General features: G+C 32.4%; 22 protein-coding genes. 8 read left to right on the forward strand and 14 right to left on the reverse strand.

Annotated elements, in window-relative coordinates; genetic code table 11:
- Positions 1-93 precede the first annotated feature (93 nt).
- Complete coding sequence (locus KTF99_RS14520; protein ID WP_008792706.1) at positions 94-855, forward strand: SDR family NAD(P)-dependent oxidoreductase; 762 nt, start codon at positions 94-96, stop codon at positions 853-855.
- A gap of 145 nt (positions 856-1,000) precedes the next feature.
- Here KTF99_RS14520 and KTF99_RS14525 read toward each other — a convergent pair whose 3' ends face one another.
- The 3 genes from KTF99_RS14525 to KTF99_RS14535 all read right to left on the reverse strand — a co-directional run bounded on the left by KTF99_RS14525 (position 1,001) and on the right by KTF99_RS14535 (position 3,504).
- Positions 1,001-1,384 (reverse strand): desulfoferrodoxin family protein, encoded by a 384-nt coding sequence (locus KTF99_RS14525; RefSeq protein ID WP_003539637.1) that lies wholly within the window; start codon positions 1,382-1,384, stop codon positions 1,001-1,003.
- A 176-nt stretch (positions 1,385-1,560) separates the two neighbouring features.
- Positions 1,561-2,304, reverse strand: coding sequence for a triose-phosphate isomerase (gene tpiA / locus KTF99_RS14530; RefSeq protein ID WP_003539636.1), 744 nt, complete (start codon positions 2,302-2,304; stop codon positions 1,561-1,563).
- Positions 2,305-2,319: 15 nt separating this feature from the next.
- Entirely contained in the window at positions 2,320-3,504 is a 1,185-nt protein-coding gene (locus KTF99_RS14535; RefSeq protein WP_003539635.1) for a phosphoglycerate kinase, read from the reverse strand.
- Between the two features lie 84 nt (positions 3,505-3,588).
- On the opposite strand from KTF99_RS14535, the gene KTF99_RS14540 reads away from it, so the two are divergent.
- From KTF99_RS14540 to KTF99_RS14550, 3 genes are all read left to right on the forward strand, one after another.
- Positions 3,589-3,900: a rhodanese-like domain-containing protein gene (locus KTF99_RS14540; protein ID WP_003539634.1), complete on the forward strand. Its 312-nt coding sequence runs from the start codon at positions 3,589-3,591 to the stop codon at positions 3,898-3,900.
- 106 nt (positions 3,901-4,006) lie between these two features.
- The gene (locus tag KTF99_RS14545; protein ID WP_003539633.1) at positions 4,007-5,131 is read left to right on the forward strand and encodes an ABC transporter ATP-binding protein; all 1,125 of its coding nucleotides are present in this window, start codon (positions 4,007-4,009) and stop codon (positions 5,129-5,131) included.
- Between the two features lies 1 nt (position 5,132).
- Entirely contained in the window at positions 5,133-6,695 is a 1,563-nt protein-coding gene (locus KTF99_RS14550; RefSeq protein WP_008792705.1) for an ABC transporter permease/substrate-binding protein, read from the forward strand.
- Positions 6,696-6,906: 211 nt separating this feature from the next.
- Here KTF99_RS14550 and KTF99_RS17690 read toward each other — a convergent pair whose 3' ends face one another.
- The 6 genes from KTF99_RS17690 to KTF99_RS14580 all read right to left on the reverse strand — a co-directional run bounded on the left by KTF99_RS17690 (position 6,907) and on the right by KTF99_RS14580 (position 9,198).
- Complete coding sequence (locus KTF99_RS17690) at positions 6,907-7,209, reverse strand: group II intron maturase-specific domain-containing protein (RefSeq protein WP_081723976.1); 303 nt, start codon at positions 7,207-7,209, stop codon at positions 6,907-6,909.
- Complete coding sequence (locus KTF99_RS17565) at positions 7,133-7,621, reverse strand: reverse transcriptase domain-containing protein (RefSeq protein WP_009008928.1); 489 nt, start codon at positions 7,619-7,621, stop codon at positions 7,133-7,135. Before KTF99_RS17565 ends, KTF99_RS17690 begins: the two co-directional genes overlap by 77 nt.
- 27 nt (positions 7,622-7,648) lie before the next feature.
- Positions 7,649-7,945, reverse strand: a complete 297-nt coding sequence (locus tag KTF99_RS17570) for a reverse transcriptase domain-containing protein (RefSeq protein WP_199414233.1) — start codon at positions 7,943-7,945, stop codon at positions 7,649-7,651.
- The gene (locus KTF99_RS14570; protein WP_003539621.1) at positions 7,917-8,063 is read right to left on the reverse strand and encodes a hypothetical protein; all 147 of its coding nucleotides are present in this window, start codon (positions 8,061-8,063) and stop codon (positions 7,917-7,919) included. The genes KTF99_RS17570 and KTF99_RS14570 overlap by 29 nt, the downstream gene beginning before the upstream one ends.
- A gap of 438 nt (positions 8,064-8,501) precedes the next feature.
- Entirely contained in the window at positions 8,502-8,645 is a 144-nt protein-coding gene (locus KTF99_RS14575; protein ID WP_003539619.1) for a cyclic lactone autoinducer peptide, read from the reverse strand.
- Positions 8,626-9,198 (reverse strand): accessory gene regulator ArgB-like protein, encoded by a 573-nt coding sequence (locus KTF99_RS14580; RefSeq protein WP_029482324.1) that lies wholly within the window; start codon positions 9,196-9,198, stop codon positions 8,626-8,628. The genes KTF99_RS14575 and KTF99_RS14580 overlap by 20 nt, the downstream gene beginning before the upstream one ends.
- Before the next feature lie 125 nt (positions 9,199-9,323).
- On the opposite strand from KTF99_RS14580, the gene KTF99_RS14585 reads away from it, so the two are divergent.
- Both KTF99_RS14585 and KTF99_RS14590 read left to right on the forward strand, forming a co-directional pair.
- On the forward strand, positions 9,324-10,028 hold the full coding sequence (locus KTF99_RS14585) for a LytR/AlgR family response regulator transcription factor (RefSeq protein ID WP_003539617.1): 705 nt from the start codon (positions 9,324-9,326) through the stop codon (positions 10,026-10,028).
- 242 nt (positions 10,029-10,270) lie between these two features.
- Entirely contained in the window at positions 10,271-11,287 is a 1,017-nt protein-coding gene (locus KTF99_RS14590; RefSeq protein ID WP_226828661.1) for a sensor histidine kinase, read from the forward strand.
- Between the two features lie 16 nt (positions 11,288-11,303).
- On the opposite strand, the gene KTF99_RS14595 is transcribed toward KTF99_RS14590, so the two are convergent.
- From KTF99_RS14595 to KTF99_RS14605, 3 genes are all read right to left on the reverse strand, one after another.
- On the reverse strand, positions 11,304-12,158 hold the full coding sequence (locus KTF99_RS14595) for a YitT family protein (RefSeq protein WP_009008926.1): 855 nt from the start codon (positions 12,156-12,158) through the stop codon (positions 11,304-11,306).
- 110 nt (positions 12,159-12,268) lie between these two features.
- On the reverse strand, positions 12,269-13,159 hold the full coding sequence (locus tag KTF99_RS14600) for a PHP domain-containing protein (RefSeq protein ID WP_003539612.1): 891 nt from the start codon (positions 13,157-13,159) through the stop codon (positions 12,269-12,271).
- A complete protein-coding gene (locus tag KTF99_RS14605) occupies positions 13,160-14,146 on the reverse strand; it encodes an ROK family protein (RefSeq protein WP_003539611.1) in 987 nt (328 codons plus the stop codon). It lies immediately after the preceding gene.
- 132 nt (positions 14,147-14,278) lie between these two features.
- Between KTF99_RS14605 and KTF99_RS14610 the strand changes: the two genes are divergently transcribed.
- Both KTF99_RS14610 and KTF99_RS14615 read left to right on the forward strand, forming a co-directional pair.
- Entirely contained in the window at positions 14,279-14,836 is a 558-nt protein-coding gene (locus KTF99_RS14610) for a TetR/AcrR family transcriptional regulator C-terminal domain-containing protein (protein ID WP_003539610.1), read from the forward strand.
- A 110-nt stretch (positions 14,837-14,946) separates the two neighbouring features.
- Positions 14,947-16,638, forward strand: a complete 1,692-nt coding sequence (locus KTF99_RS14615; protein WP_003539607.1) for an oleate hydratase — start codon at positions 14,947-14,949, stop codon at positions 16,636-16,638.
- Positions 16,639-16,650: 12 nt separating this feature from the next.
- Here the strand turns inward: KTF99_RS14615 and KTF99_RS14620 are convergent, their stop codons facing one another.
- Both KTF99_RS14620 and KTF99_RS14625 read right to left on the reverse strand, forming a co-directional pair.
- Positions 16,651-16,767, reverse strand: coding sequence for an LPXTG cell wall anchor domain-containing protein (locus KTF99_RS14620; RefSeq protein ID WP_008792698.1), 117 nt, complete (start codon positions 16,765-16,767; stop codon positions 16,651-16,653).
- A gap of 21 nt (positions 16,768-16,788) precedes the next feature.
- On the reverse strand, positions 16,789-17,292 hold the full coding sequence (locus tag KTF99_RS14625; protein WP_003539605.1) for a hypothetical protein: 504 nt from the start codon (positions 17,290-17,292) through the stop codon (positions 16,789-16,791).
- Positions 17,293-17,348: the final 56 nt, after the last annotated feature.

Here is a 17,348-nt window from a genome sequence, read left to right on the forward strand (position 1 = left end):
GGGAATATTATTATTGCATATTATTGGACAACATTAATAAATACGTCTAATATATCAAATAAGTTAGCTATAACTAACTAAAGGAGAGATGATATGAAAACATTACAAAATAAAGTCGCTATTATTACTGGTGGTGGTCGTGGTATTGGTTTTGGGTTAGCAAAAGCCTTTGCTAAAGCCGGGGCTAACCTAGTTATTACCGGGAGAAACAGAAATACTTTACACAATGCTAAAGAGAAATTAGAATCTCAATACCAAATCAATGTACTATGCATTCCTGCTGATGGAGCTAATGAAGATGATGTTAATAATGTCATTAACAAAACCATCAAATATTATGGAAAAATTAATATCGTTGTAAATAACGCACAGGCATCTAAATCTGGCGTTATGTTAAAAGACCATACTAAAGAAGACTTTGATTTAGCAATTAATTCCGGTCTATACGCAACCTTCTTTTATATGCGAGCTGCTTACCCATATTTAAAAGAAAGTCATGGTAGTGTTATCAACTTTGCCTCAGGGGCTGGACTATTTGGCAAACTCGGGCAATCTTCTTATGCCGCTGCCAAAGAAGGGATTCGAGGGTTAAGCCGTGTTGCAGCAGCTGAATGGGGTCCTGATAACATTAATGTAAATGTAATTTGCCCCTTAGCAATGACTGAAGGTCTTACTAAATGGAAGGAAGAGTACCCTGACTTATATGAAAAAACTATTCAAGGTATTCCAATGCAACGCTTTGCTGATCCTGAAAATGACATTGGAAGTGCAGCAGTCTTTTTTGCTAGCGAAGCCGGTCACTACATTACCGGAGAAACTATGACGATTCAAGGTGGTAGTGGTCTTCGACCTTAGTCGTAATTTTAAACTAAAAAGAGTGATTCACTTGATACTACTCCTAAAACTGGAACCCCCAGACTAACAGTAAAGATAATATCAGCAGAACACTCTTTCTTTTTATTATATACGGACAAAAATAAAAACCCCACAATGGAGGTTTCTATAGTTCGATTTCTGTTTTCCATAATCCATGAAGATTGCAATATTCATAGACTGTAGCTTTACCACTTTTACCAGCAATATTAAACTTAGCAATTGGTTCGTCATCAGAAGTTAGTGTGACCTTCTTATTGCTACCATCAGCAAATTCAATCCAAATATTACTAATTAAATGTTCTGGTGTCATTGGATGTAAAACATCCCCTACAACAGCAGTTAAGCAATCACCTTCTACTTTTAAAACTGGAACATGTTTTTCAAGTGCCGCATCAACCGCACCTGCTTCAACCTCTTCCATTTTCTTACCACAGCACATTAATGGTACTCCATGATCCTCAACCATTTCCACAACATTTCCACAAATTGGACATTTTAATAATTTCATCTTCAAACCTCCTTTTTAATTTATCTATCCCTTGCAACTACACTATAGCATAGTTTAACAATAATAGTTACTAATATGCTTTATTAATTTAATTAATAAAACTCCTTCTTTATTATACCCTATTTAAATAAAAATATACATATTAAAAGAGACTTCTTTATGAAGTCTCTCAATTATTATCCTAAGTTTTCAATCATTGCAATGTAAGAATCAGCTTGTAAAGAAGCTCCACCTACTAAAGCACCATCGATATCTGGTTGTTCTAATAAAGTTTTTAATCCTTCTGGTTTAACTGATCCACCATATTGAATTCTAACTTGATCAGCAACTTCTTGACCGTAAAGTTCAGCAACAACACTACGAATATATCCACAAACATCTTGTGCAATTTCATTAGTAGCAGTTTTTCCAGTTCCAATTGCCCATACTGGTTCATAAGCAATCACAGTACGTCCTGCGCATTTAGGGCAAACATCTTTGAAGGCAGCAACTGTTTGAGTTTTAACAACATCTTTAGTAGTTCCAGCTTCGTATTCTTCTAATGTTTCACCAACACAAACGATTGGAGTCATATCATTTTTTAATACTTGTAACATTTTAGCATTAACTGTTTCATCAGTTTCACCAAAATATTGTCTTCTTTCAGAATGCCCTAGGATTACCCATTCAACTCCAATTTCTTTTAACATTTCAACACTAACTTCACCAGTATAAGCTCCGCTATCTTTGAAATGACAGTTTTCAGCAGCAACTAATAATTTTTTAGTTCCTTCTTTTGCAGCTTGTAAAGCTAAGTATGGAGTAGCAATACCCCAATCAGCACTGTCTGATACTTTAGCATCTACAGCTTCAACAAACGCTTTTGTTTCAGCGATTGTTTTATTCATTTTCCAGTTTCCTACGATAATTGGTTTTCTCATTATAATTTCCCCTTATTATTTATCATCGATTGCAGCAATACCAGGAAGAACTTTACCTTCCATATATTCTAATGAAGCTCCACCACCAGTTGAAATGTGAGAAACTTTATCAGCATATCCTAATTGCATAACAGCAGCAGCACTGTCTCCACCACCGATAATAGTATTAGCACCATCTAAGTTAGCTAAAGCTTCGCATACAGCAATTGTTCCTTTAGCAAATGGTTCCATTTCGAACACACCCATTGGACCATTCCATACTACAGTTTTAGCACCTTGTAATGCTTCTTTGAATAATTCAACAGATTTAGGTCCGATGTCTAATCCCATGTATCCATCAGGTACATCTTCACCACATTCTTTGATATCACCATCTACAGCAAATTTATCAGAACAAATTGAATCGATTGGTAAGATTAATTTATCTCCGGCTTTAGCAATTAATTCTTTAGCGATTTCAATTCTGTCATCTTCAACTAAAGAGTTACCAATGTTATGACCCATAGCTTTAGCGAAAGTATAGCACATACCTCCACCAACGATAACTTTATCAGCAACTTTTAATAAGTTTTCGATAACTAAGATTTTATCAGAAACTTTAGCTCCACCTAAAATTGCGACCATTGGTCTTTCAGGATCATTTACAGCTTTTCCAATATAAGCGATTTCTTTTTCAACTAAGAATCCAGCTGCACTTGGTAAGTGAGCAGGGATACCAGCAGTTGAAGCATGTGCTCTATGTACAGAACCAAATGCATCTTCAACAAATACATCACCTAAAGAAGCCCAATATTTACCTAATTCAGGATCATTTTTAGATTCACCAGCTTCATAACGAGTATTTTGTACTAAGATTACTGCTCCATCAGCAGCATTTTTGATTGCATCTTCTAATACCGGTCCTCTTGTTGCATTAACAAAAGTAACAGGTTTTCCTAAATGTTTTTCTAAACAAGGAGCTACAACAGCTAAATCATTTTTAGCTTTGTCTTCTTCTGTTTTTACTTTTCCTAAGTGTGAGAATAAAACTACACATTTTGGAGCTTGTTCTAATAGATAATTGATTGTAGGTAAAGCAGCTACCACACGATTATCATTTGTAATTTCTCCAGTTTCTTTGTTTCTTGGTACGTTGAAGTCAACACGGCATAAAACTACTTTTCCAGCGACTTCGATATCTTTGATTGTTTTTTTATCCATCTTTAATATTCCTCCATGGCTGAATTATATCACTGTTATTCATTGTTTTCAATTAATTTCATACAATATAATGAGGTGAAATATATGGAAAACAGCCAATTAATCAGTGTCGACAAATTACCCGAATTACTAAAACATGATTATACATTTATCGATTTAAGAGATCCTTTACAATTTAATAAAATTCATTTGCGCAAGTTCATCAATATCCCTTACGATACTTTTATCGCCACTCCACCACAATTCCCCAAAGATAAGCCTATTTATTTAATCTGTTACAGCGGCAAAAGATCCCTTGATCTAGCTCAAAAATTAACGCGCTGTGGTTATCACGCATACAGCTTCAACGGCGGTTTTTATGCTGTTGAACACCCCATCAATAAACAATTTTATTGATGAAATCATGCTAATTTATTATCACAACAATAGAAGTAAATTACCATATTCACATAAAGTACACATTTTCTGTGATATAATAGGTACTTAAGAAGGGAATGATTAAATGATTGAATTTAAAAATATCTATAAGTCTTTTAAGGACAAACATGTACTAGAAGACGTTTCGTTTTCAATTGATAAGGGAGAATTCGTTTGTATCATCGGTCCTAGTGGCTGTGGTAAAACTACCGCTTTAAAAATGATCAACCGCTTGATCAAGCCTACTCGTGGGGCTATCTATGTTGACGGTAAAGACATCAGCAAAGAAGACGAAATTGATTTAAGACGAAATATTGGTTATGTAATTCAACAGACAGGATTATTTCCCCATATGACTGTCAAAGAAAACATCGAATTAATACCAAAATTAAAAAACAAGAAGGATCCCAGCCTTGCCACCAAGGTTGTTGAACTATTGGATATGGTAGGACTCGATCCAGAAGGGTATATGAACTTATACCCTACTCAAATGAGTGGCGGTCAACAGCAAAGGGTCGGAGTTGCCCGAGCGTTCGCCAGTGATCCAGAGATCATCTTAATGGATGAGCCATTTAGTGCTCTTGATCCAATCACCAGAGAACAACTCCAAGATGAGTTGCTAACGTTACAAAACAAGCTACATAAAACCATTATTTTTGTAACTCATGATATGGCTGAAGCAATCAAAATGGCTGATCGAATTTGTATTATGTCTGATGGCCGTGTCCAACAATTTGATACGCCTGAACAAATTTTAAAGCATCCTGCTAATGATTTTGTTCATAACTTCGTTGGAAAAAAACGAATATGGGATTCGCCAGAATTAATCAAGGTAGCTGATATCATGATTGATAAGCCAATTACTTGTAATGTCAATTTAAAATGTATCAAAGCTGTAAACATTATGTATAATTATAAAGTTGATAGTTTGATGATCGTTGATAATCATCAAAACTTTTTAGGAATTCTTGATGCTAATCAAGCAGCTAGAGAAAAGAATCGTGATAAAAAGGTCGATGAGGTAATGCATACCGAATGTTTATCAGTTAAACCCGATGAATCTATCGTTGATGTCATCAATCTAGCTAACAGCAGTAATATTTACACTTTGCCAGTAGTTGATGATAAAAACAAATTAGTTGGATTAATTACTAAGAGTACATTAGTAACCACTTTATCAAAGAAATATGATGAAAGTGAGGATGATTAAAATGAATGAATTTATTAATTACTTTAGTCAAAACTTTTCAACTATCTTCGGACTCTTTATCGATCATATTCAACTAACGATTCTTGCTATTATTATTTCAATTTTAATTGGAGTTCCACTAGGAATCATTATTACTTATTTTAAACCATCAAAAAAACCAGTCATGGCAATTGCAAATATTATTCAAGCAATTCCATCAATGGCCTTGTTAGGATTCATGATTCCTTTATTAGGAATAGGAACAAAACCAGCGATTGTAATGGTTATCTTGTATTCGTTATTACCAATTATAAAAAATACCGTAGCTGGATTGGATAGCATTAATAGCGATACCCTTGAAGCAGCTAAAGGAATCGGATTAACACCAATGCAAGTTCTTTATAAAGTTCAAATTCCTTTAGCAGCACCTGTTATCATGGCCGGAGTTAGAATCTCAGCAGTCAGTTCAGTCGGGTTAATGACTCTAGCAGCTTTTATTGGTGCCGGAGGATTAGGGTATTTAGTCTATGCGGGAATCCGAACAGTAAATAATGCACAGATTCTAGCCGGAGCTATTCCTGCCTGTATCTTAGCATTATTGATTGATTATATTTTTTCAATTTTAGAAGTCTTAGTTACCCCTAAATGCAATCAACTAGCCAGTCCACAAAGCAAAGGAAAAAAACTTATTGATAAGATCGTTATTATCGCTACTTGTATCTGTCTAGCTGGAAGTTTTGTTTATACTAATTTAGGCAAAACTAGCGATAAAATCACAATCAATATTGGTAGTATGGACTTTTCTGAACAAGAAATATTGAACTATATGTTAAAGTATTTGATTGAAAAAAATACCGATGTAGAAGTAAACCAGTCATTATCACTTGGCTCTTCGTCAATCGTCTTAGATGCGATGAAAACTGGTGATGTCGATATGTATGTCGATTATACAGGAACTATTTACGGTAGTGTTCTCGGCCTTGAGCCTAACAGTGACGTAGAAGCTGTCTACAACACAGTCAAAGACGAAATGAAAAAACAATATAATTTTACCGTTTTAGAACCACTAGGATTTAACAACACTTATACCTTAGCAATGAGCAAGCAAACTGCTGATAAATATAACATCGAAACAATTAGTGATCTATGTAAAGTTTCTAATCAATTAATCTTTTCACCAACATTAACATTTGTTGAAAGAAAAGACTGCTTAGTCGGTTTACAAGAAACATATCCACTTCAGTTTAAAGAAGTTATCCCAATTGACGGTTCACCTCGATATACAGCATTAGTTAATAATGAATGTGATCTAGTTGATGCTTTTTCTACTGATGGACTATTAAAGAAATTTGACTTAAAGGTGTTAACTGATGACAAAAACTTCTTCTTACCATACAATGCTATTCCGATCATTAATCAAAGAATCAAAGATGAATGTCCAGAAATCATTGAATTAGTTAATCAATTACAAAATTATCTAAACGAAGAAGTAATGATAGACCTAAATTATAAAGTAGATGAAGAAAAACAAAAAACAAAAGATGTTGCTTATAACTTTTTATTAGAAAACAATTTAATAAAATAATCGAGTAGGAGAAAATAAATAATTTTATATTTATTTTCGACCTCTCACACCACCGTACGTGCCGTACGACGGTTTAAATCTATATTGAAATATGTTTTAACTGATACTGGACTACCATTGATGGTAGCCCTTTTTTATATAGTAAATTGTTTGTGATTTTTGTTTGTAGAAATGTGCTTGCACATCTTGCATATGACTCACGACAGTTTGCCTAAGTCTTTGCTTGCCATGGTAATACTCCTAATTTTATTAGTTGCTTTTCCCTGCTTTTGTTCGTCTTCCACTTCTTCCAAAGGCACATTCTTATTCGAAATTTTATTTGTTTATCTAGTTTTCTACATACACCCATAAAATTTCCTATCCGATAGTAATTAATCCATCCAACTATCAGTTGTCTTATCTTAAGTATTCTATATTCCCAAGATACTGACCAACTTCTATTTGTTAGTTTCTTCAATTTTGTTTGCAGTTTTCTCATGTGGTTTTGCTTTCCACATAGATGAAAAAGAGTCATAGTAGAAACCAAATCCTAGATATTTAATATCATTAGGTTTCAAAATTTTGCTTTTAGTCATGTTTACCTTAAATCTACGTTTCTTTTCTATGAATTTACTAATGTTTTCCATTACTCTATCGGCGGCTTTACTGCTACCCACTAATATAATACAATCGTCTGCATAACGTGTGAATCTTAGCCCTCGTGCTTCCATTTCTTTATCTAGTTCATTGAGAACTATGTTACTGAGTAGGGGACTTAGATTTCCCCCTTGTGGTGTTCCTACGACTGACTCTCTATATTCATTATCAATCATAATTCCACTCACTAGGAATTTTCTAATTAGAGATACTATCTCCTCACTTTTTACACCCTTCATGACAAGTGAGATGAGTTTATCGTGATTAACTGTATCAAAGAACTTTTCCAAGTCTATATCTACTACCTACTGAAAGCCTTAATTCATATATTCTAACGCTTTGATAATTGCCATTTCGCAACACCTATTTGGTCTAAAGCCAAAACTATTGTCACTAAATATTGATTCGTAGATAGGTATTAATACTTGGGCTATGGCTTGTTGAACAAATCTATCAAGTACTGTTGGTACTCCTAAATTTTGTACTCCGCCATCAGGTTTAGGTATTTCTACTCTTCGTACAAGTTCTGGCTTATATGTCTTGTTACGTATACTGTCCTTAATTTCTTCTAGATAACCTTTAAGTTCATCTACTCCCATCTGCTCCACTTGCACTTTTGTTTCGTTTTACTTGTGTAAATGCTAGTCCTAGATTAGTATCACTAAGCATCTGTTCAAGCAATGCATTATCAGTTTTCATATTTCCGTTACCTCCATTTCTTTCGCTATCCATTATACTCACTTCCCCTGTATTCTTCTTTCGGGCCTTCGCTTCATGACCATTACAGCCACTTCTTTGCTACTACGACCTCTGCTGACTTCCCATGATTCATTATTACTAGGATTTCTCCATCATGAGACCTCCCAGGATAAGGTCATATCTCTTTCCTTCCATATATCTGCCACATTTACATATAATAGTTTCATTCCACAACCTCTTATGACTTCATGTTGCTTTGCACACTCGTCCCCATTATATGCCTGATGTGATTCATGTTCCTCGGACCAAGATTTTGCCTCCATCTTCTTTCAGATTCCACCTCACGATAGACACCCTTGATATTGGCTAGTGGTTGGCACCCCCACAGTGGACTTTCACCACCTAGATATATGCCATGCCCGGCATACAAAAAAGGATTGAGATACGCAATTTATCTCAATCCTTTTCTTATTAATATCTGTCGTATTTCTTTAATGCCTCAGGTTCTTGTTCTTGATAAATATGTCTTTGTGAATATACACTTACCGCTTGAACAGCAACTAAAAATAAACCTGAACTTAAAACTTTTAATACTTTACTTTTTAGATTTTTCATAATCAATCTTCCCTCCCAACATTAGTAGATTAATCACAATAAATATATAAACCATTATGTCTAAATATCCATTATGAATATGGAATAATGCCGCTATTATTGTTAGATAAATTATTAAGACTATTTTTGAATAACGTTTGAATACATCTTTCTTCTTTTTACTCGCAACTTTATTCACGTTATCTACTGGACCTAAAGCTAAAATATTAATTGAACCAATCAAACACACTATTAATATTGTCATTAATGTAAAATGATAATAATTTAAAAATATAACACCCGCCAAGAAAAAACCAGCATATGTACAAATACAAGCGGCATAACTTTTACAATGATACCCGCCTAAAATTGATCTTGTGCTTGATAAAACAATTTCATAAACAACTGCTTCAATAAAATGATTAGTCATTAAACCCAAAAATAAAAGCAGCAACGTCCCAATCACTTCAGAAATAATCAGCTTAGCTCCATGAAGGTATATTTCTTTATCCTCATCTAAATAATTACCTTTGTCTAAATAATTCACTAACTTATTTGATAAACTATCAATCATAACCACATCTCCTTTCATCACAATATCATAACACCAAATTAATACAATATATATGTCGTAAAGTACTATTTTATTTCGCGAATCGTCAAGTTTCGTATATAATAGTCACTAAAGGAGAAATAACTATGTATAAGTTTGCAATTATTGATGATAATCATTTTGACCAAAAATTAATCCTATCGACATTAGAAAAGGAATGTCAGCTTCATAATATTGAATATAAACTTGATGTTTATAATAATTCATTGAATTTTGATTTGAGTATTTTTTATGACGCTATCTTCTTAGATATCGAAATGCCTAAAGAAGATGGTTTTTCATTTGCCGAACGTCTTAATAATTATTATGAAACAAAAATTATAGTTGTTACTAATAATAATGATTATCGCGCAAACGCATACAATATTCATCCATTTCAGTTTATTAATAAACAAAATATTAAAATAGAAATAATCAATGTCTGTAATCAGTTATTTAAATCATTGAAAAAGAATGATAAATTTATTACTGGTTATATTTACGATCGGAAGAAAAATATTCGCATCAAAGATATTTATTACATCATTGTAGAAGATCACTTATGTTATATCTTTTTATATGAAAACAAAAAATCTATTTGTATTCGTGACACTATAGGAAACATTGAAAAATCCCACCTTTCTAATGGATTAGTACGCATTAATCGTTCTACTATAATAAATATGTTACATATAAAAGATATTAAAAAGAATAAAATTTGTTTAAAAAATAATATCGAACTAATCATATCCTTAGGATATAATAAACATTTCGAAAAACACTATCAAAGCTATATTTGGGGGTTACTATGAGCTATTTTGATTTAATTATAAATATTACTGAAGCTTTTATTTGCACATTATTTGTATACAAATTATTTAACAGGAAATTTTCCACCTATTTGATTGCCTCTCTCTTTTATTCGGGAGTCATAACAGCATGTAATTTTACATCATCACCCGAAATAATAATGATTGTTCTTTCAATTCTAATTCTCTTTTCCTATTCACACTTTCTAAATAAAGCGAATTATTTACAAAATATCTTTATCGCTTTGTTCATTAATACTCTTGTTAATGTAGCAACTACTTTATCAATTTGTTTCTCTACTTTACTAGCCAAATTTCCAATCGATTCAGTTGACGGTTATCATTTAATGGCTATGATTTCAAAACCAATCTTACTTGTTCTCGTACTTGCAACAGCCAGTCATATTAAAAAGTATTATTTTTTAGAAAGTCAAGTACTTAAATATATTACAATTTCAATTGTTTTATTAAACTTTATTTACAGCGTTACTGTTGATTACATATTTTATGGGGATAATCTTAATTCCACTCTAACATTGCTATTATTGCTTATTGATGCCCTAACAATCTGTCTTTGTTTTGTATTCTTTGAGGCCCAGCGCGAACAATATCGTATTCTCGAATTACAACGAAAAAGTATGAAAATTGAAAACTTAGAAACTATTCAAAGTATCAATGAAAATAATTATCAACAACTAAGAAATTGGAAACATGATATTATCCATGTCTTTAATGCCATAAAATACCAACTAACTAATAAAAATTATAATGAAGCTTTTAAAATCATCAATGAATATAATCATAATTTAAATAGCAATAACTTTGTTCAATCTTCTGGAAATGAATTATTAGATTATTTATTATTACAAAAAGTTAATCAAATAAAGGATAAAGAGATTCATCTTATAACTAGTTGTCATAATACCATTGGTCCACTGGAAGATGCCCATTTCTTTATTATTGTGGGAAACTTAATTGACAACGCAATTGAAAATTGCGATTCAAATTTCAATAAACAACTTTGGGTTTCTATCGGGACAAAACCAGAGTATTATTTTATTAGTATTAAAAACAGTATCAAAGATAGTGTTCTAGCTGCTAATCCAGATTTAAATACAACTAAAGTTGACTCTGAGCATCATGGAATTGGTATTAATAACGTACGACTATTAGTCAACCATTACCAAGGTTTAATTAAATTCGAAGAAGATGAAGGTTACTTTATTGTCAAAATACTAATACCAAATAATCCCGCCAGTTAAACTAACGGGATTATTTTTATAATGGTGCATTGTAAAAACGACCAACATATTTTTCTGACTTACTTACATTAATAATTATCTTGGGGTCAACTTCTTTTAAAGCAGTAACAACATCATCAACCTCATAACTTGAAACAATTGCCGTTAACATAGAAACCGGCGTCTTAGAATATCCACCCATTCCATCTAAAGCTGTAATCCCATGATGAAACTTTTTGCAATATATTGCCATAACATCATCTTTGTTTTTTGTGAAAATCTGCATCATTACACGTTTATAACGGGTATGAAAATTAGAAACTGTTTTTGTTGACATAAATTGGAATAAAATTGAATATCCTGCTGCCTCAAAACCAAAAATATATCCAAATACACACAACATTATTGTATTAAAAATGAACACTTGATTCCAGATTTCCTTTCCGCTCTTATTGGAAACATACAATGCTATAAAATCGGTTCCACCACTTGAAGCATTACCTTTCAAAGCAATTACAATACTTCCGCCAAACATAAATCCACCAAAAATAACATTTAATATCTTGTCATCAAATAATGGAACTTGTGGCATCAATGGTAAAAACAACGATGTCAGACCAACCTGCAAAAGCGAAAAGAAAACAAATCGTGGTGATATTTTTTTTGCACAAAATAAAGCTACTGGGATATTTAAACACAATAAGCCAATTGAAGTAGGTATATTGTGCCCGATTAGTTCAGCAATCATATCGATCATTATTGCGATTCCCATAAATCCGCCTGATAAAATCCCGGCTGGCCGAACTAAATTTTTTGTTGCAAAAGCCATGATTAACGATGATAAAAACACAGCACCAAAGCTAATCAAGCATTTCTTCTTTTTTATATCCATGTTACTGATCCCCTTTTATACGCCCCGATTATAGCACAGTGATTGTATCAATTAAAGAACAATTATAATTTATTTTTGATAAAAAAGAGCGCTCCATTACGCTCTTATAATTAGATTAATTTATATTCTTTTAATTGATTTTCAATATCATGTTCATCGATCGTACAGCGACATTCACCAAGCTCAATTGCCGGCTTAGTTTTACCATGATAATCACTACCACATGTAATCAAAATCTGATGTTTTTTTCCTGCTTGATAGAAATATTCAACTGTTTCAGGACTATGATAATTACTAAAAGCTTCAACCCCTTCTACACCTAATTCCACCATCTCATCAAAAATCTCAAATTTACCTTTTAAATTATTCCCAGGATGAGCTAAAACAACTGTTCCTCCATGCCTCTTGATTAAATCAATCGTTTCTTTTAAAGTCGGATAAACTATTTCTGTATAACATGGTTTCCCTTGAGCATAGAAATCCCAATAAAAATTAACATATGGATTATCGCTACGTTCTCCCCCGCTACGATATGGTTTTAATAAAGAATTTTCATTATAACGTTGATCATTTAATAATACTTCACCAAACATTTCCCCCGTATAAACACCATTATCACTTAAAGCATCTAACGCTGCTTGATCAACATCAAAACCTAACATATTTGTTAATTTTACCTTTTCTTTTGAACATGCTAGTTCTTGGTTCAATACATTTTCTTCTAACGTCACGAAATCCGCATGATGATAATCAACCCCATAACCTAAAACATGTAGGTTGATTCCCTTATAAGTACAGTCAATTTCGACACTAGGAATATATTTAATATTTAATTTAGCTGCTGCTTCTTTCGCTTCATCAATCGCTTTAACACTATTATGATCAGCAATTGCCATAACCTTAATTCCTGCTTTGTGGCATTGTTCAACTAATTGAGTCGGAGTAAATTCACCATCATCACTATATTTTGAATGCATGTGTAAATCAATATACTTTTCCATTTATCTATCTCTCTTTCGCATTTTATTTTTTAATACTTCAATTCCTAAACTATACAATCCATCTTTAATTAATTGATCTAAATTATCGATATCAATAATTTTAGGCCAATGTTCTGCGGGTAAATAATTAATTAATTGACTCGAATCAAACTCTTTAAATACATCACTGCAAACACCAATAATTTCCGGATTGATAACACAACAAATCGTTGCTAATTGTTTTAATAGTAAATCATTTGGAGCTTTAAACAACATTTCATCTTGCTCATGATGGCTCATAAACGGCAAATATGATAGTTCACCCGCAAAGTTAGAATATCCGCTGCATAATCGATGATTAATTAAAATACCACATCCAACATATTTAATCTTAGGCTGATACATTAACGCTAAATTGTTAGCATTTGGATAATGAATTCCAAACCCTATGCTAGCCGCATTAACATCATTGTCCATTATTATATCAAGATTGAAATGCTCTTTCAGCAGCTTTAACAACTCACAATTTCGTAACGCTTCAAAATCACAAATTCCAACTTTTCCATCTTTACACACTCCCGGGATACTTAGTGCTAGCACTGTTACTTTATAATCATCACAAATTAAATTACTTATGGCTTCTAGTAATTCATCGATTGAACCCTCTTCACTAATAAGCTTTTCTTCCTTTAAAATATTCCCTAATAAATCTGTAATTTTAACAAGAAAATAATAATATTGATCATCTCTTTTTAAACTTACGTTACCTAAATGATAATAATCTTTATTTAGAATATATTGTTTTGATTTGCGACCACCAGTTGACTGCGCTTCTCCAACAAGCTTAATTTCATCATCTTTTAGTAATAATTGTAAGATGTTCGTTGTTGCTGCAAGTGATAGACCAGTATGTTTAGCTAAATCGTTTTTAGTCCAAATTTCACCATTATAAAAACATAATCGTACTTGATGAATATTATTCGTTTTTAATTCTGTAATTTTAACCAAATATCTCCCCCCCCCTTTTTTGCCTTTCATCACAATAAAACGAAAGATTATATACTTATTATAACAAGATTATTATTAATGTAAATGTTTTATTCATAAAAATTTGTTACAATAATCATCGAGGTGAACTATATGTCTGATTCTTTAATCACTAAACGGGCTTTGGCTAAAACTTTAAAAGAACTTTGTCAGTATCGAAACTTTGAAAAAATTTCCATTAACGATCTAACTAATAAATGTGGTCTAAATCGTCAAACTTTTTATTATCACTTCCAAGATAAATATGATTTATTACAGTGGTTATATTATGATGAATTATTTGCAGATATCGAGAATATCATTACTTTTGACAACTGGGATCAATGTCTATTAACAGTTTTAGAAAAAATATATCAAGAAAAAGATTTTTATATTAGCACTATCAATACCAATGAACAATATTTTTATCATGATCTATATAATCTGGCTCAGAAATGTTTTTATGATGCGATTACTAAGCTTGATGTAAACAAAACCGTTTCCCCACAAGAAAAGAATTTTTTTAGTGAATTTTATGCTTATGGAATTGCCGGAACAGTACTCCGCTGGATAAAAACCAATATGAAAAATGAGCCTGCAAAACTTGCACACGGACTAAAAAAAATCGCTACTCAAAGTGAAACTTTTGCTGCTAGTTTATTAAATAATTAGACAATTAATTATATCTGTCTAGTATTTAGACAAAGTTAAATCTTTGTTTAAATACTTTTTATTTTTTCTGGCTATACTAGTATTTGTTAGAAGAAAGAAGGATATTAAAAATGAAAACTAAAACAAAATTATTAACTGGAGCAGCTCTTCTAGCTGGAGCTGGAGCAGTTGCAGCAAAGAAATACGCTGATAACAAAGATACAGTTAGAAAACCTGTTGAAATTACAAACCAACAATTTTATTTAATTGGTGGCGGGCTTGCCAGTATGGCCGCGGCTGCCTATTTGATTCAAGACGGTCATGTTGATGGTAAAAATATTCATATTTTTGAAGGCATGAAAATTCTTGGTGGTAGTAATGATGGTGCCGGATCAATTAAAGATGGATTTGTTTGTCGTGGCGGACGAATGTTAAATGAAGAAACTTATGAGAATTTTTGGGAATTATTCGATCGAATTCCTTCACTTGACCATCCTGGTCAAAGCGTAACTAAAGAAATACTAGATTTTGATCATTTACATCCAACTGAAGCTCGGGCACGTTTAATTGATCGTCATGGAAAAATTCTTGACGTTAAGTCAATGGGCTTTGATAATAACGATCGCTTAACTTTAGGAAAATTAATGATTACTCCTGAATCTAAACTTGATGATATTACGATTGAACAATGGTTTAAAGATGCACCTCATTTCTTTACAACTAACTTCTGGTATATGTGGCAAACAACTTTTGCCTTTCAAAAATGGTCAAGTGTTTTTGAATTAAAACGCTATATGAACCGCATGATTTTTGAATTCCCACGTATCGAAACATTAGCCGGCGTAACAAGAACACCATATAATCAATTTGAGTCAGTTATTTTACCAATCAAGAAATACTTAGATAGTCATCATGTCAACTTTGTAACAAACGCTACTGTTACAGATATTGATTTTAAAGATGATGATACTATTACTGTTAAAGTGCTTTACTTAAATAAAGATGGCAAAGATGAAAAAATCATTCTCAATGATAATGACATTTGTATTATGACTAATGCATGTATGACTGACAGTGCTACCTTAGGAGATTACAAAACTCCTGCTCCTAAACCTCTTGAAAAACCAATTTCTGGCGAACTCTGGTATAAGGTTGCCCAAAAGAAACCAAACCTCGGTAATCCTGAGCCATTCTTTGGTAACATTAAAGAAACAAACTGGGAGAGTATTACTGTGACATTTAAAGGAAATAAATTCCTTAAAATAATTGAGGAATTCTCAACTAACATCCCTGGTAGTGGTGCTTTAATGACCTTTAAAGACTCATCATGGCTAATGTCGATGGTCGTTGCAGCCCAACCGCATTTCAAAGCACAAGATGCTAACACTACAATTTTTTGGGCTTACGGCTTATACACTGATCGTTTAGGCGACTATATTAAAAAACCAATGAAAGATTGTACTGGAGAAGAAATTTTTGATGAATTACTATATCATCTTCATTTAATTGATCGTAAAGAGGAAATTAAAAAAGACATCATCAATGTCATTCCATGTATGATGCCATATGTAGATGCCCAGTTCCAGCCTCGAAAAATGAGCGATCGACCTCATGTTGTTCCCAAAGGATCTACTAACTTTGCGATGATTTCTCAATTTGTAGAAATCCCTGAGGATATGGTCTTTACCGAAGAATATTCTGTAAGAGCCGCAAGAATTGCAGTTTATACATTACTAGGAATCAATAAACCAATCTGTAAGGTCACACCATATAATAAAGATCCTAAAGTCTTGAAAAAAGCTTTAGAAACCGCTTATCGCTAGCGGTTTCTTTTTTTATTTTTGTTTCTTTTTGCGATAAATCAATACTCCTGCGATAACAACGATAGCAATTACCATAATTACTATGTATGGTGTAATATTTGTATTATCACCCGTTAACACTACATTCATTTATATTCCCCCTTTTCCTCATTACGCTTTAACATAGCGATCTTTTTTTCGCATTTCTTCAACTTGAAATTGTTTTTTAATTTTCTCAAGGTTAATTGCAAAATATTTTTCAATCGCCCAACGATCATCCATTGAAATAATCTCCAATAAATTCATCGGATCATATACATAGATATGTAATTCTGCAAATTTCTTTATCAATGATACAACCCCTCGAAAACTTCTAAATTCTAAAGTAAATAATGAACCATCATGAAAATAAATATTTAAATCAATTTGATAAATTGTCGCACGATTAATAGTGATTCGTGTTGCTGCACCTGTGGATAAAGTCATCTTTACTTTTTCAATCTCATTAAAATAAACGCTCCTATCTTTAGCATTTAGATGATTAACCGGCATTAATACAAAACGCTCATTCTCCACAATCACCTTGAATAATCCAAGAATACTACTACCGTTTTTTGTTAACCTGTCAATTTGCTGATCATCATAATCATAGACACATTTGTATACGTTTTGCATTGTCTTGCCCCCTTATAACCTTATCCTATATTTCAATTATTACACTTGATATTTAG

Source organism: Erysipelatoclostridium sp. MSK.7.34, assembly GCF_019041935.1.
Lineage (GTDB): Bacteria > Bacillota_I > Bacilli_A > Erysipelotrichales > Coprobacillaceae > Thomasclavelia > Thomasclavelia ramosa.

Coding starts and splice junctions, on each gene's coding strand:
- KTF99_RS14525 (WP_003539637.1), bottom strand. CDS start 1,384: ATGAAATTATTAAAATGTCCAATTTGTGGAAATGTTGTGGAAATGGTT.
- KTF99_RS14545 (WP_003539633.1), top strand. CDS start 4,007: ATGATTGAATTTAAAAATATCTATAAGTCTTTTAAGGACAAACATGTA.
- KTF99_RS14610 (WP_003539610.1), top strand. CDS start 14,279: ATGTCTGATTCTTTAATCACTAAACGGGCTTTGGCTAAAACTTTAAAA.
- KTF99_RS14550 (WP_008792705.1), top strand. CDS start 5,133: ATGAATGAATTTATTAATTACTTTAGTCAAAACTTTTCAACTATCTTC.
- KTF99_RS14615 (WP_003539607.1), top strand. CDS start 14,947: ATGAAAACTAAAACAAAATTATTAACTGGAGCAGCTCTTCTAGCTGGA.
- KTF99_RS14620 (WP_008792698.1), bottom strand. CDS start 16,767: ATGAATGTAGTGTTAACGGGTGATAATACAAATATTACACCATACATA.
- KTF99_RS14535 (WP_003539635.1), bottom strand. CDS start 3,504: ATGGATAAAAAAACAATCAAAGATATCGAAGTCGCTGGAAAAGTAGTT.
- KTF99_RS14595 (WP_009008926.1), bottom strand. CDS start 12,158: ATGGATATAAAAAAGAAGAAATGCTTGATTAGCTTTGGTGCTGTGTTT.
- KTF99_RS14600 (WP_003539612.1), bottom strand. CDS start 13,159: ATGGAAAAGTATATTGATTTACACATGCATTCAAAATATAGTGATGAT.
- KTF99_RS14520 (WP_008792706.1), top strand. CDS start 94: ATGAAAACATTACAAAATAAAGTCGCTATTATTACTGGTGGTGGTCGT.
- KTF99_RS14570 (WP_003539621.1), bottom strand. CDS start 8,063: ATGGATAGCGAAAGAAATGGAGGTAACGGAAATATGAAAACTGATAAT.
- KTF99_RS17690 (WP_081723976.1), bottom strand. CDS start 7,209: ATGACTCTTTTTCATCTATGTGGAAAGCAAAACCACATGAGAAAACTG.
- KTF99_RS14540 (WP_003539634.1), top strand. CDS start 3,589: ATGGAAAACAGCCAATTAATCAGTGTCGACAAATTACCCGAATTACTA.
- KTF99_RS14575 (WP_003539619.1), bottom strand. CDS start 8,645: ATGAAAAATCTAAAAAGTAAAGTATTAAAAGTTTTAAGTTCAGGTTTA.
- tpiA (WP_003539636.1), bottom strand. CDS start 2,304: ATGAGAAAACCAATTATCGTAGGAAACTGGAAAATGAATAAAACAATC.
- KTF99_RS14580 (WP_029482324.1), bottom strand. CDS start 9,198: ATGATTGATAGTTTATCAAATAAGTTAGTGAATTATTTAGACAAAGGT.
- KTF99_RS14585 (WP_003539617.1), top strand. CDS start 9,324: ATGTATAAGTTTGCAATTATTGATGATAATCATTTTGACCAAAAATTA.
- KTF99_RS14625 (WP_003539605.1), bottom strand. CDS start 17,292: ATGCAAAACGTATACAAATGTGTCTATGATTATGATGATCAGCAAATT.